Origin of the sequence: Prochlorococcus sp. MIT 1201 (assembly GCF_047303415.1) — a bacterium.
GTDB lineage: Bacteria > Cyanobacteriota > Cyanobacteriia > PCC-6307 > Cyanobiaceae > Prochlorococcus > Prochlorococcus marinus_D.
The window spans coordinates 645,052-657,655 of record NZ_CP138947.1 but is presented as its reverse complement, the minus strand read 5'-3'; the positions used below and the strand labels follow the sequence as shown (position 1 = coordinate 657,655).

Genomic DNA, 12,604 nt, shown 5'->3' with positions numbered 1-12,604 from the left:
GTTGTGCTGCCTCGCCTTTTCTTCAAAGGTTGATTGCCTAACTTATCACCCGTCCGTAGTCATCCTCGAGGCGTTCAATATCTGATTCCTGCAATAGCTGACCATGCTGAACCTCAATGACCACCAAATCGCTTTGGCCTCCACGAGCTCGGTGAAGCACTCCCAGAGGGATATACAACGTGGTGCCAGCTTGAGCATCGTGCCAAGTGTTTTTACAGAAAAGCTGCCCCTGGCCTGAGACCACAGTCCAATTTTCACTGCGATGTTGATGGCGCTGAAGGCTGAGCTGTTGACCGGCAAAGACCAAAAAAAGCTTGACCTTATAGCCCTCTCCTTCGAGCAGATCTTCATACCAACCCCAAGGACGCTCAACTCTCTGGGGGGCCTTGCTCATGCCTCTGCTAGCAGTTGCGTTCAGCATGGCGGCGTCAGCCTCAGCCGTCACTACGAGCAGATGGCATTGCAGTAATGAGATCCACTCGCTTTCGCGCGCGCGTGATAGCAGTGTAGAGAAGTTTCCTCTCGAAGCGAGAAGCGCTCTCACAACCATCAGCGCTCGTAGCCGACACAGCTGTGATTTCCGGCCAGAGAAGAATGACATGGTCAGCCTCACTCCCCTGAGACTTATGAACCGTAAGAGCCAAAGCTGGCTCCACCATGCTCAATCGGGCCGGGTGGATGAAGCGTGTGGTCAGTCCTCCCTGCTCAGAGATCACGCGAAACAGGATGCGCAGATTGTCTCCTTGACCAACCACCAAGCCAACGTCACCGTTTGCTAGCCCCAGTTCCGCTTGGTTCTCGCAACACATCACCGGCGTTCCCAACGGCCAACGCATTACTCCAGCCTCAAGGCTTTGACCCAACAATGCGCGATGCACATGATCGACTCCCCAAAAACCACGACGTTTCGGACAAAGCACCATCAACCGCTCGAGAGAATCCAGCAAAGACTCAGCTGCAACAGCAAAATTGGTATTGATCATGGTTGAGGTATAAGCATCATCTGGCAGCTCGAGCATCAGTTCGGCAGTGAGTCGTTGCAGTGTTCTGCTGTGCTCCTGCAAGTGCTGAACAAAAAACCTTGGCATGCTGCTGAGGTTGCATTGATGCTGCTCAACGTTCGCTGATTTCGGTAGAAGAGAAAGTTGTTGCCAAAAAGCAGACAGGCCCTGATCACACAGAACTCTGCTCAACGTTGCTAGTGAACCGCGGTTGCGATAGAGCTGATGCAGGTGAATGGCACCATGATTGAACTGTTGGCGAATATCAGCCTGTTGGAGTTGATGCCAAACCGCTCCACTACCAACTGGAGGCAACTGATCGGGATCGCCAATCATTACAAGCTGACTATCAACAGGAAGGGCGTTTAATAACGCCTGCATCAGGGTGAGATCCACCATCGACATCTCATCAATAACGAGGAGATCAAGCATTAGGGGGTGTTGTTGATGCCTAGCAAACCCACCAGGCCTGGCCTGAAGCCAGCGGTGAAGGGTGCTACAAGGCAGGCTGGTCAATGCCTGCCGCTGGGGGGGAGAGATTGTCTCAAGCCCCTTGCGAACAGCCTCCTCTAGGCGTCTTGCCGCTTTACCTGTGGGAGCAGCAAGACCAATCTTCAGGCCTGGTCTCAACGTGACTGCCCGCGCCAACATTTGCACGATGGTGCTGGTTTTGCCCGTACCCGGACCGCCACTCAACAACACCACGCCATGGTTATCGATGGCTTCTACGGCAGCCTGCTGTTCAGGGTTAAGCCCATCCAACAAAGCAGGATGATGGGATGGTGTGGTGCAGATTGAAGTCGGTTGAACAACATTTGACCTGTTGATCAACTCCTTGATCACAACGTCCATGTCACCATGCCAACGACGCCAACTCAATTGATTGCCGTTTAAAACCATCGGAGAAGCCGCGCCCTCCAGCCAGCCACTAGCCAGCAGGGCCTGACAATGAGCCTCAGGCCATCCCATCGCTTTGAGTTCTTTAGGGGGAGACATCGGAGTGAGATTCAGCTGCAGCTCACCGCGGGCTAATGAATCCATCAAGGCGTTGACCAAGTCCTCGAGATGAATTGATGAAGCCTTGGGCGGGAGACGCCTCAACAACGTTTGATGCAGTGCTCTGGGAAAACCTGATGGCCAAGTGGATGAATCGCTGCGAGTCATTGTCCTCCGTTCTTGAGCAAGCGATCCAAAAGCAAAACCCGCTCCAATGGTGCGGGCTCCACAATCAAGCCAGGCACTGGTTTAGTAAAGGAGTGACCGTTGATGGCCTTAGCGCCTGGTAGACCTCTAAGAAAAACGTAGACGTATCCGCCTAGATGGCGCTGTGGTTCGTAACTTGGCAACCTCCAACGCAGAAAACGATGGAGTGCGACCAAATAAAGATGGGCTTGAAGAGGGTAATGATGAAGGAGCATCTGCTGCTCCATTGCGGAATCGTCGTAATGGAGCGGACCACAAGCGACAGCCTGCCCCTCTGGATCACGCCGACCGATCCAGTTGCTTTTCCAATCAGCAACCCACCAACGAGCTTCTAAAGATTCTTCTGAATCGGTGAACACAAGATCAATCGAACCGGTAAGAAAACCACGACTGCAAACATTGAGACCTGTAATCATTTCGGCATAGGGCAAGCCAAAGCGAGCCAATGGATTCAGATGAAAAACACTGGCTAGATCAAACGAACGCAACACCTTGCCTTGATGAGCAATTGGCAAATCGAAGCTGAGTTCATGAATGCGACGTTGACCATGCAGTTGATTCAGTCGCAAGCCTCCAAGAGAACCACCAATTGGAGTACTCAACACCCTCTCAAGACCATCCTGAACTGAGGCGAGCAGAGTGCTGTCAAGGCCTGCGCTTCGTAGCTCTTCTTCAATCACGATGACGGCATTCGGATCTTGCAATGGCTTGCAAAAATCCAGTCGTTCAAGAATCCGGTGTAAGCAATCCCCTGCTGCAGCACCACGAGGGAATTGCCCCAGAGGGCTCTGGTCAGACCAGTTCAACGTTGGAGTTGAGCGAGAGGCATCAGCAATCGCACTCTGATCTTGAAGTTTGAGCATGGGTTCAAGCTTCTGCTGATCGCTATCTCGACCTTCTTCCAACTCCAAAGGATCAGCCGGAGCACTGCCGTCATAAGTGTGTGTAGCAGACACCCAAGCGGAATAACTACTGCGACCCCAAGAAAGATCAAGGCGCCGTTGCGGTGTTGGACCAAGAGTTAACTCACCATGAAGCGGCGGCGGTTGCCAGCGCTGTTGCACCGATTTCAGCTGAGCCGGAACAACAGTGATCGGCAACTGCTGGCGATCAAGCCAAGCACTCATTCGTTCTGGAGTGAGATCCTGCATCGCTGCATCGATGGCATCAACACCAAACAGCCAAGCGCTGAGGGGATTGCCTTCCTGTTTGGCGCCCCGAGCCCAAATCAACATCAACAGAGAGCAGGCTCTGGTGATCGCCACATAGGCAAGACGTTCGGCTTCCTGCAGGGATGCTTGATGAGCCTGCTGTGAAAGCTGCCATCCTTTCCCCCAGCGGGTGCTGAGTGCTACACACCAACGCGACTCTGAGCTGGATCTCCACAGGGGGCCGTGGGGGAGGGAGGGGGCTTGCCAGAGGTAGGGACAAATCACAACGGGATATTCCATCCCCTTGCTGCGATGCACTGTAACCACAGCAACCGCACTCTCGGCCACATCACTGTGAGGTTGTCGAACCTCTGGAACCGGATCAACAGGTTGTAGTCGTTGGCGACGCAACCAATCGGCTGCAGTAGACGCATCCAATCCTTGGCGATGAATCACCTCCTGTACAAGCTGCGCACATTGATATAAGTCGCCTAAAAGACGTCCGCGTTCTGAGAGATCAGCAATTGTGCGGCCTTCAAGTAACTCCGCTAGGCAGCCCATAAGACCAAGGCGGGGAAGATTAATGGTCCAATCCCTGAAGCGAAGGGCTAATTGATCGAGCTCACCATTGCATTCAGCATGAGCGAGCTGCTCTGTCTTCCATTGCATCAGAGCTGAACAGGCCACAAGCTTCAAACTGCTGCTGTGGGAGGGTCTGGCCAAACAATCCAGAAAACGTTGTAAGACCTGGGCCGCTTCACTGGTGAGAACATCCCCCTGGCTAACAAGCCGGGTGGGCACTGCCGCGACAGCAAGGCCCTGGCGAATGCTGGCTGCCTGTCGATGACGACCAACAAGTATGCAGATATCAGAAGGGCTGAAGTTGTATGAATCACTCTGAAGCAGATCCAAAACAGCATGGGCAACAGCCGTTGGGATCTGTTCTTCCAGGTTGGTTTTAGAGGTCAGTGGAGCAGGTTGCGCTCCTGTTTGATGAGTAGCTTCATCAAGATTGAGCAGTTGAAGTGGGTTAACACCAAGGAGCAAAGGCCTTGGTGTTGCTTGACTACAAGCAGTCAAAGATGGAACATTTAGTTTTGAACGCCTCAAGCCTGGAGCCATCAAGTGGTTCAATCCATCAAGCAATGAAGTCGTTGTACGGAAGTTGTCAAGTAAGGCGTCGATGCGATCAACCTTTGAACGTGCATGCATATAGGTGTTTAGATCACCACCACGAAATCGATAAATCGCCTGCTTAGGGTCACCCACCATCAACAGAAGATGGTCAGGGCTATGCGCAAAGGCCCCTTCAAGCAGACGCCATTGCACAGGATCCGTGTCTTGAAACTCATCAATCAACGCGACGCGATAACGCTGTCTTAACGCCTCAAGCCATGGTGCTTGTTGATCAGGATGGAGTTGAGCCATGGACTCGGGTTGAGGTTTGGGGTCCAGTGCAGAGAGAAGCTCTGCGTAGCTCATCACACCACGCTGCCTGCGGCGCTCAGCTAACGCAGACAGCCCCCAATGCAAGGCATGATTCCACACCTGTTCAGCAGGGCCATCACAAAGATCAGCAATTGATCTCTGCAATGCAGGGATCAGAGGATTGGGGTTTTCTTCGCCGCAACGCCGAGCAACAGTGCAAACAACAGCTGGATGAAAGTAATCCGTGAGTAAGGGTTGATCACGGATCGCTGCGTAGCCAGGAGTAAAAGGCTGATCAGAATGTTGTGGTGATTGGGAGAAAGCTTCAAGCCAGTGATTGAGGATGGCGAAACGATCTTTTTTGGGTTTAGGGCTAAAGGGTTTTGTATCTTTAGCGCCCAGAGATCGCCAATCAGCAGCGCGACTCGATAATGCGATATCCAATTCAGAGCCGTGTCGTTGCCAGTGATCAACAAACTGTTGCCAGCACTGCTTAAGGTAGGCATCGAACTGGCTTGCTAGCGGTTGTGAAGACTGCAGATTGCTGGGGTGAGTTTCGAGAGGCAAGCTGGGATCGCTATCGAGTTTGAGCAAAGCCTTTGCCAAGTTCTCAACGCTCAAGCCAGCATGGAGAAGACCGCGTAGATGCTGGGCATCGAGAGCTAAGACCTGTTGCTGCCAATAATCATGAACAACATCTTGAACAAGTTGTTGTCCTGAGTCATCCAGGCGTGGGTCCATGACAGCACCACTCTCAAGAGCCTGACGCCGCAAGGTACGCCTGCAGAAGCCATGGATGGTGGTGATATCAGCCAGATCAAGGCTCTCAAGTGCTATCAAGAGGGAGGAGATCCATTGATGCCTTTGAGAGCCATCGTGGCCTTTGCGCTGAAGCCATTGCTCGAGAACAAGATCAGGCGACTTATGAGTGGCGCCCTGATCGAGGGCTTCAAGACCTTCAAGAGCATCCTCAAGGCGTTGGCCAATGCGAGAGCGCAGCTCTGCTGCTGCAGCTTCAGTGAAAGTCACCACCAATAGTTCACTAATTTGGTGGCCGCCTTCAGTGAGCAGTCGTAAAACCAGATGAGCAAGAGCAAAAGTCTTGCCTGTTCCTGCACTGGCTTCTAGTAAGCGCAAGCCAGGTCCGAGGGGGTAATCATTGGACTGGAAACAATATTCAGGTTCACGGCTGACATTAGCCATTGCAGTGCAGCAGAGCTAATTGGTAAATCTCACCGATCATTCTCTGCCTTTGACATCGTATTTACCAAAAGGGCCTAAAGGCGTTGAAAAACTCAATTTACCAAACACCTTAAAACAATTGTTGACTAGTAGCTTCAAATATAATTATTGTTCATTACCTAGTCTAATCTGCCAAAGATCGCTCCATCCCAAACAAGCTCAGGCAGTCACAGGTTACCTAATCGATTGCTGAAGGATATTAATCATCAATCTTGCTACCTACTGATTATGCACTGGGCTTATATAAAAACGATAACATATATAACACACCTCAATGATTCCCGTGTTCCACTGTCTAAGCATTCCAATGCAGCATCAATAGAATTGATCTCTCCACTTACATCTCAGGCATATAATCTCATCAAAATTGGCCAAATCGTAACACAAGTCTCAATGACTAGGAACTTTTACAGAGCCTAATCTTTGCAGTAATTCCATGATCAACTGAAGTCCAAGTACTCCAATGCCTATTAAAAGCACTAAATTTAGGTTGGCACTCGCAAGATGAGCGAATGAGAGAGAAAAGGCTGCATAGTCAAAACCTGCTGAAGAAACCACAAAAGCCCACACACGAAGATGAACATCTGGAGATGGCAAAAACTCTCCAAGCCTGTCATAAGTAAGAGTGACTGTCATCCAAATCCATACACCAATCAGAAACGTTGCTAAAAGGATGATTGAGACTTCATCGCTAAATAAAAACAATACGCTGGCGAGAAGTCCAATACAAGACACCAATGGGAGCATCAAGGATGTCGGCCATCGGCGCGGTAAAAAGGCTGCAGTGAGTGCCCCACCCGTAGATCCCAATCCAAGTACAGCTAAAGAGTCGCTGCTCAAAGAAGAGGCTCCACCAAATTTCTGAGCAACAACGATCGGTGCATAAAGTGAAATCGGCACTTGCCCCGCTCCTATTAACAGCCCTCCACCTACTAACAGAACCACAACTCGTCAACGATTACCTGGTTTTATTGCACTTAAGTCAGTTGAGCTCTCAGCAGATTGAGATTGTTCAGGAGCAGATTGAGACTGTATTGACTTGCTAAGCAACCAAAGCACAGGCAATGCCAATGCCATCGACAACAAGGCCAAAATGACCCAGGCGATCATCGCCGAATGATGGGCAAAGAGGCCAATTGCAGAGGCCCCAAGCAATGCTCCAATCCCTCCTCCAGCCAGAACCAAACCTGAACCTCGGCGTCGATGACGCGAATGCAAACCAGCAAGAGCAATCGCTGGAATTCCACTAATCAAATGGCCGGCTGCAAAGCCTGCACAAATTCGAGCAACTACTTGCCACAAAAAACTCGATTCAAATGCCTCCAGCCAGAAAGACAGCGGCAGCAGCAATAATGCAAGTATCATCATACGCAGAACAACTTTTCGATTGCGTATCTGCGAATGGTGCAAAGAGCCCAATAAATAAGCACCAAGATTTAAGCCTGCAAAATCTCCCATTCCTGTGGTACTGATCCAAGCGTCATCGATCATGAAGCGTCCAACTGCCCCAAAATCAAAGCGGCCTATGCCAAGCCCGATTGCAGTAGCACAGCTACCTGCAACGACCATAAGGTTGAAGGGGCCATGATTATTTTCAGTTTTTTTGTATCAAAATAACTCCGTAAAAGTTGGCGAGAATCTCGTGAGCATCGCCCACTCCCCATTCAAGTTACTTTTGCGGCCAAGAACACCAAGGGCAAAAAGCTTAACAATAATGGGCAGGATAGATTTTGGCGTAACTTCTCAAGTCATCATTGCTGATCTCAATTTCAGGAAGCTGGCGTGTCTTAAAATCTCAGGCATTAAGTATCATACAGAATGAAGCTGGTTTTTTAAACAACTCAGCCCCAATTATGCGCCTCTATCCAATACACATCCAACCCAAAAAAGTAACTTTTAATCCCAATCAGCTTCTCCAGTCCAGCAGAGGAAACCCTGGAATAATCGCTGCAGTACTAGCGCGATAGGCACTGTATTCAGTATGCAAGATCATTAACTTTCGCTCCTCCCGCCGAGCCTTACCCCTCAGCAAAAGGCACAGCGCAAGGAACAACGCCACATGCAACAGGCTGCCAAGGGCAATGGCAACTCCAGCGGAACACAGCAACAGCGCTTGATAAAGCGGATGGCGGCAGCGTCGATAGGCACCCATCGTTACCAGGGCTGCAGCGGGCTTTGGATCAGGCAGTGGTGAAAGGCTTGCGCCAAGACGCCAAAACGCTTGAACCGCTAACAACACCCCCACACCAAATAGGCAGGCGCCAAAAATGGTAATTGGCAATGGCCAGCGATATCCCCAACGCTCTAAAGCAGGCCAAGGGGGCAAGAGATGGGCAGCAATCAGGATGATCTGTGCCAACAGCCACCACTCACCCTGGCGATTATCCAGCCAGCCTCCCCAACTCAGGCCCCAACCAGAAAAAGCCATACCCAGAGACTCTGCTGGGCTTTGCTTTGAAGCATTTGACATCTGAGCCATCCCTTGATCTGTTCACACAAGTCTGCGCAGACTGAATAGCAAAAAGCTTGCATGAACTTCAAATCAATGATCAGCCGCAATGACTTCTAGATCACCAATGCCTCAACCAAAGGGCCATAGAGGCTTGTGTATGCCTGCTCAAAACCAGGGGTGTTGAGAAGCTCTGAAGCTTCGCAGTTCAGACCAAAACAGAGCTGCATCTCAGCCCGTTCACGCTCACCCTGAGCATTAAATCCGCCACTCCAAGACTGACGGAAGGCTTGTTCACCCCTACCAGCCGATTTGTTGTTGGCGTTGGCGTAGGCCCAACCACTCATCGGTGGCACCGGCCAACACTGACTCAAACCCTGACAGGCTAAAGCCTGCAAAGCAATGAGTTGTTCTCTTGCTTGCTCGGCTGGAAGTGGCTGCCAACGCAGAGCTATCTCAAATTGATCCTTCTTGGCTGCTGATCCACAACGGGCTACGACGACAGTTGCCGAGGTAAGCGTGTGATTTGCGCAGACCTGCAAATGGCTTAGCCATCCCTCCATCACCCCCCTTGACTTCAACTGACCTGGTTGCACCACCACGACCGTGTCCCCAGCCCAAAGCATTTGCCTGGAGCCATCAGCCAATTCAAGACGTCGTGTCGAGCATGGTCCCATGCTCAGTAGCGTTGCCTGTAAATGTTGCCAACGCATCTCGAGTCGTTCGCACTCCAACGTCGCAGCTGCTCCTGGTGGAAGGGTGCCTTGGCCGGCATAGCGATGCTTCCAATCACCTGCTTCTGATTCCTGCAGCAATGCCTTCTCATCCGTAGGGAGATGGCCAAGCAGCTCTGACAAGCGTTGCCTGAGCAAACCATGCCGATGCCATTCATCTAGATCGAGGGCCTCAAAGTCTTCAACAGGATCAAACCATTCACGTGGTGTTACCTGAAATTGCTCCAGCCAAATCAACTGGGGAGCGATTAACCAGCGCAACAACAATTCAGATGAGATAACCGCAGAAGCCTCCAATGACACCGAATTCCAATGCAAAGGCAGCGCAAGGGCAAGGGGTAGTGGCGCTAGAGTTTTATCCAACCAGCGGCGCGCCTCGAAATGGCGACGGTCACAGCTAGGAGGTGGTTGGCTCCCCTGAGATAGAAAATTACTGCGCTCAAGGGGATTGGCGGCTGGTTCTCGACATAGGCCCTCAAATGTCTCATCGCTGAGCTCATGCTGCAGCCATCCAAGCCATTGCTGCACAGGGCTAGCAGCTGGGCGACATTCGCCCGTGTGCTCATCGCGGCTGTTCCATGTGATCAGCAGATGCTGTCGGGTCGACATCAATGCTTCCAAAAGCACATAACGATCTTGATCACTACTACGTGGATCACCTAGCTGACGCTGCTGCTCCAATAGATGAAAGCCAGCTCGCTCGCGATGGCGAGGGAAAACATCGGCGTCCAATCCCATCAGCACGATCACACGATGAGGGATGGCACGCATCGGCTCCAGAGCACTCACTGTGAGGGCACCAGTGCGATGTCCAAACCGCCCGCTATCTGCAGAGAGAGCTTCATTCAACACATCTGCTACAACAGCCGCTTCCAGCAACAACGTGCAGTCAGCACCAATCTGACGCCAATCCTCCAAAGCAATCAGCAGGCACTGCCGCTCCCAGGCCCAAGAGCCACCATCACCAAACAACTCCTCGACAAAATCCTGTAGAAGCTCTACCCAAGCTCCACAAGTTCGAGCACGACGAAACTCTTTCAGCTGCCGGCAGAACTGAGCCAAAAGCTGCCACCACTTCGCAAGCTGTGCTGGTTCCAGCCCTTCTGCGAAGGGTGCTGCTCCTCCAGGGGCCAGACCTGGTGTGCTGGGCAACACCAAGCCAAGCAGCCAGCGATCCAAGCACCAGCTGAGGCTATGGGTCTCATCACCACCACGCTCCTCGGCATCTAGTCCCCAGCGAAATCCTGTGCGCTGCAAACAGCGACTAAGGCTACTGGCATCGTCCTGGCTGAAACCTTGCTGCTGCTGTATTGCCGGATTAGCGAGCAAGCCTTCAAGGGCGGTGGCAGTCAATCGCTCACCTGCGATCTGAAGCAGTTGCAACATCCCCTGCGTCAGCCCAGGGCTGTCCTGCTGGCTGCGATCTGTGAGCCGCCAAGGAAGCTCCACGCCAGTGGCGGCAGCATCGTTGAACACCGAGGCGAGCAGAGGAGCAAAACGATTGACCTGTGGGGTCATCACCAACACATCACGGGGTTCGAGGCTGGGGTCGGCAGCAAACCATTGCAAGATCTGATCGCGGACCAACTGCACCTGGCGCCATTGCCCAGGGCAAGCCAAAAACTGCAAAGAACTGTCCTCTTGCCTGCGCCGCAGAGGTTGATGATCCTCCGGCGAGACAAGCTGCTGCTGAAGCTGCTCAAGCAACGTAGGTTCTTGCCCGGATTCACAAGCCATGGTGGCCGGCGCGGCGAATAGATCACCCTCCTGCCACTGGCCAAGCTGACTCTCACCGCCACCTTCCAGCAACTGCTGAAATTCCGCGCCCATGCGTCCAAGGATGGCTTCTAAGCGCGGCGCTTCGAGCATCCACAAACCATCAGCCGGCTCAGTCCACTGATTCCCCAACGTCTCCCTTCTGCTACGACATCGCTGCCAAAGATCCGGGCAGGGGGTCAGCAGAAACATCTGTACGTCCACAAAACCAGAGAGGGCCTGAATCAACTCCACTTGCACCGGAGCAAGACTGCTCAGACCAAAAAGCCGCAGTTGACTTGGCAATGCCATGGCGGGGTTGTCTCCGCTGCGCAGCTTTAAAACAGCCCTATGCACCTGAATCCCGAACGGTTCAACCTGCAAACGTTCAGCCAATAAACGCAGCAACTGGGGTTGCCAGCGCAGGGTTAAAGGCATCTCCTGCGATGAGTTCAAAAGCCGATCACTGCCCTCAAGCCATTGATGGATCAACTTGGGGCGGTAAAGCGCATAGTCGTCAAAGGCATCGGCAATGCTTCTGGCTAACTGCCATTGCACTCGGTTGAGGTGGCCTGGCCGAGATGGCTGCCGATTGACCCATTCTCTCAATGGCGCAGCTTCTTCAGTCTCCAAAAGCTGTGGCAACAAATCAAGCAGAGGCCAAACGAGTCGACTAGCCCGCCAGGGATCTTCAGCATCACTATCGATCCCCAATATCATCCGAACCAATTGCCTTAAACGTGATCCTGGGAAAGGGAATCGCACCAAAGCACTGATGCCATTCACACTTGCCAACTGTTCCCCCAGCCAGCGGCTTGTGGGCCAGGTGTTCACCACGACATCCACTGAGTCAAATAGACCTGGTGGTGCCAGACGCAGCTGCTCCGCCAACACTCGAGCTAACCACTCCGCTCTGTTGCTGCGGTAGATCGTCAGCAAGGCTTAGTAGAAACCAGGGATGATGATGTAGTCATCTCTTGAGTGAACGACTCTTTGAGCTTGTCGACATCGCATGCAAGATACTGATTCAACTTGCGGTCACCGCAGACCTGAACAACAGCATCGCGTTCTGGGCAATAGGCGCTCAGCAAGCCCCCGTAGCAAGCTCCCGTATCAATCATCACAAGATGGCGATGGCGCTCCACCTGCGGTCGAGGGGTATGAGCCACGATCACGCGTCCATAGCGACCGTCGTAATCCTCCCAGAATCGCTGACGAATGCTCAAATCAGGATTGCCATCGAGGTCAAAGCCAGCGTGAGTCGCAATCCATCCCTTGGCTTTGTAAACAAGAGGAAGCCCTTTCAAGCGGCTTAACCACTCTCGAGCCTGGCGATCACCCAATTGCCGGTACGTGTCAATCACCAGCAAAGCAGCCTGGCCATCTTGAGGGTCGACCTCCAGACAATCGATCAGGTGTTGTTCATGGTTTCCACACAACCAATGAGCACGACCTCCACAGACCATTTCCCAGGCAAGCAACATGGTGGCCTCAATGGCCGGCCCTCGATTGATCACATCTCCACAAAACACGAGCTGGTCTGAGCTGGGGAGCAAGGCGATGAGCTCTACCAAGGATTGATAACAGCCATGGACATCCCCAATCACCCAGTGAAATTCGCGGGGTGACTTCACAATCGCA

General features: G+C 52.3%; 8 protein-coding genes. All 8 read right to left on the bottom strand.

What is annotated here, in order from left to right; all coding sequences use genetic code 11:
• Positions 1-37: 37 nt before the first annotated feature.
• Positions 38-421, bottom strand: a complete 384-nt coding sequence (locus tag SIB41_RS03200; RefSeq protein ID WP_413361349.1) for a phosphomannose isomerase type II C-terminal cupin domain — start codon at positions 419-421, stop codon at positions 38-40.
• A 13-nt stretch (positions 422-434) separates the two neighbouring features.
• On the bottom strand, positions 435-2,165 hold the full coding sequence (locus SIB41_RS03195; protein ID WP_413360392.1) for an ATP-dependent DNA helicase: 1,731 nt from the start codon (positions 2,163-2,165) through the stop codon (positions 435-437).
• Complete coding sequence (locus tag SIB41_RS03190; RefSeq protein WP_413360389.1) at positions 2,162-5,986, bottom strand: UvrD-helicase domain-containing protein; 3,825 nt, start codon at positions 5,984-5,986, stop codon at positions 2,162-2,164. Before SIB41_RS03190 ends, SIB41_RS03195 begins: the two co-directional genes overlap by 4 nt.
• A 429-nt stretch (positions 5,987-6,415) precedes the next feature.
• Entirely contained in the window at positions 6,416-6,925 is a 510-nt protein-coding gene (locus SIB41_RS03185; protein WP_413360386.1) for a hypothetical protein, read from the bottom strand.
• Positions 6,926-6,976: 51 nt separating this feature from the next.
• Positions 6,977-7,594, bottom strand: coding sequence for a YbfB/YjiJ family MFS transporter (locus SIB41_RS03180; protein ID WP_413360383.1), 618 nt, complete (start codon positions 7,592-7,594; stop codon positions 6,977-6,979).
• 337 nt (positions 7,595-7,931) lie between these two features.
• On the bottom strand, positions 7,932-8,504 hold the full coding sequence (locus SIB41_RS03175; RefSeq protein ID WP_413360380.1) for a methyltransferase family protein: 573 nt from the start codon (positions 8,502-8,504) through the stop codon (positions 7,932-7,934).
• Between the two features lie 86 nt (positions 8,505-8,590).
• Positions 8,591-11,902 (bottom strand): exodeoxyribonuclease V subunit gamma, encoded by a 3,312-nt coding sequence (locus SIB41_RS03170; protein WP_413360377.1) that lies wholly within the window; start codon positions 11,900-11,902, stop codon positions 8,591-8,593.
• Complete coding sequence (locus SIB41_RS03165) at positions 11,896-12,597, bottom strand: metallophosphoesterase (RefSeq protein WP_413360374.1); 702 nt, start codon at positions 12,595-12,597, stop codon at positions 11,896-11,898. Before SIB41_RS03165 ends, SIB41_RS03170 begins: the two co-directional genes overlap by 7 nt.
• Positions 12,598-12,604: the final 7 nt, after the last annotated feature.

Excerpts from the sequence above, each read along its gene's own strand:
- SIB41_RS03200 (WP_413361349.1), bottom strand. The coding sequence starts at position 421 with ATGCTGAACGCAACTGCTAGCAGAGGCATGAGCAAGGCCCCCCAGAGA.
- SIB41_RS03195 (WP_413360392.1), bottom strand. The coding sequence starts at position 2,165 with ATGACTCGCAGCGATTCATCCACTTGGCCATCAGGTTTTCCCAGAGCA.
- SIB41_RS03190 (WP_413360389.1), bottom strand. The coding sequence starts at position 5,986 with ATGGCTAATGTCAGCCGTGAACCTGAATATTGTTTCCAGTCCAATGAT.
- SIB41_RS03180 (WP_413360383.1), bottom strand. The coding sequence starts at position 7,594 with ATGGTCGTTGCAGGTAGCTGTGCTACTGCAATCGGGCTTGGCATAGGC.
- SIB41_RS03175 (WP_413360380.1), bottom strand. The coding sequence starts at position 8,504 with ATGGCTCAGATGTCAAATGCTTCAAAGCAAAGCCCAGCAGAGTCTCTG.